This is a genomic window from Polaromonas sp. P1_E1_2, assembly GCF_056406035.1.
Genome location: NZ_JBFUAZ010000726.1, coordinates 1 through 1,866, shown reverse-complemented (window position 1 = coordinate 1,866; position 1,866 = coordinate 1). Strand labels below are relative to the sequence as shown.

Genomic DNA, 1,866 nt, shown 5'->3' with positions numbered 1-1,866 from the left:
GGCCTCGGCCGTCCGGGTGTTGCAGCGGTCAAATGGAGCGCCGTTTCCACAGCGGCACGCTTTGGGCTGCAGCTGGTGGCCCAGGTGATTCTGGCCCGCACCCTGGGGCCGGAGATTTTTGGCGTTTTTGCCATCGGCATGGTGGTACTGACATTCGCCACATTTGTCTCCGGTTTTGGCTTCAGCTGGAGCCTGTTGCAACGCACCACACTGAGTGACGAGGACGTCCGGTTTGCCTGGACATGGCAACTGATCGTGGGTATTGCCACCATGCTTGCCCTGTATTTTCTGGCGCCGCTGCTGTCGGCTTATTTCCGGGAGCCGCGCTCGCAATTCGTCATTGAATGGTTATCGGTGGCGTGCCTGCTGGGTGCTGCGGCAGCACCGGCTACCTACCTGCTGCAGCGTGACTTGAATTTCCGGGCAGTGGGACTGATTCAGGTCGGCAGCTATGCCGCTGGGTATGTGGCTGTTGGGGTGCCGATGGCACTGCTTGGCCAGGGTGAGGCTTCGCTGGTAGCGGCCTGGCTGGTTCAGGCGGCTGTCGTGTTTGTTGCAAGTTATGCCCTCAAGCCGCATGCGCTTCGCCCGCTGTTCTGGTATGCCGATGCAAAGTCCGCTGTCGGCACGGGGCACACGGTCTTTTTGACCAATATCGTCAACTGGGTGCTCAACAACCTTGATCGGGTATTGATAGGCCGGTTGCTCAACGCGCAATCGCTGGGTCTCTATAACGTGGCTTACAACCTGGCCACGATGCCCAACACCTTGCTGCTGGGCGCACTTCAGCCCGCGTTCCTGGCGGCGGGCGCACGCCTGCAAAACGACCGGCCACGACTGGGCCGCGCTTATCTGCAGATGCTGGCCACCATTGTGGTGTTGGGACTCCCCGCCTTTGCGACGCTTGCCTTTCTGTCGCCCGACATCGTGCGTGTGCTTTATGGGCCCGCATGGAGTGGGGCAGCCTGGGTGCTGGGAATTTTGTTCCTCTGCATGCCGGCGTACGTCATCTGGGGACTGTCGACACCCGTGCTGTGGAACACCGGACGCAAGTACTACGAATTTGCGCTGCAGCTCCCGCTGATCGTTTTGGGCATCCTCGGTTTTTACCTGTTTGCAGGCCAGGGAATCCACATGGCTGCAGTCGTGGCGGGTCTGTTGCTGGTACTGCGCGCAGCCGTTACGGCTACGGCTGCATTCCGTGCACTGGAGCTTGGCTGGATGTCCCTGCTACCGGATGCCCTGCGCGGGTTTCTTCTTTGTGCCGCTTGCGTTTTAGGTGTGATGGCAGGTCAGCACGCGGTTGCACGGTTTGATATTCCCCTGCTCTCGCTGCTTGCCGGAAGCCTGTCCGCAGTAGTCCTGCCGGCATTGCTGCTTGCCCTGAGGCCGCAAATGCTGGGGCGGGAAACATCCGAAATGGTCATCCGGTTTGTCCCCGGACTGGCGAAGTTTTTGCGCCGCGGTGTTTCGGCACCACGTACCGATCTTTCCAATTCCCTTGAGCAGCCACTCTAAGGAGCTATCCTGGATCAACCCATCGTTATTTCGGTTCTGGTTGCTGGTGCCATTTTGGCGGCGCTTTTGGCGACGCTGGGCATGGCGGGTGCAGTTCATGTCACGTCACGCCGTGCGCACGGGTACATGCATGTCATTTTCTACGCCATCYTGGCAATGGTGGCCCTGAACAATTTCCTCTCGGGGCGCGACCTCTCCAGCAGTGCATTTAAATTGGACGAAGTTGCGGTGGTGGTGCGCCACCCGCTGGTGGCTTTGGCGCAGCCGCTGGTTTCCCTCTTGCTGCTCACGCTGGCGGGGGAACGCATCATCACGCACTGGCTTCAACGCGACAAGACGGTGCAGGCC

General features: G+C 60.1%; 1 protein-coding gene and 1 pseudogene. Both read left to right on the top strand.

Annotated elements, in window-relative coordinates; translation table 11 throughout:
• On the top strand, positions 1 to 1,518 hold a 1,518-nt coding region (locus tag AC1D1P_RS22200; protein ID WP_477674472.1), incomplete at its 5' end, for a lipopolysaccharide biosynthesis protein.
• A gap of 81 nt (positions 1,519 to 1,599) precedes the next feature.
• A pseudogene (locus tag AC1D1P_RS22195) lies at positions 1,600 to 1,866 on the top strand (O-antigen ligase family protein); the annotation flags it as partial.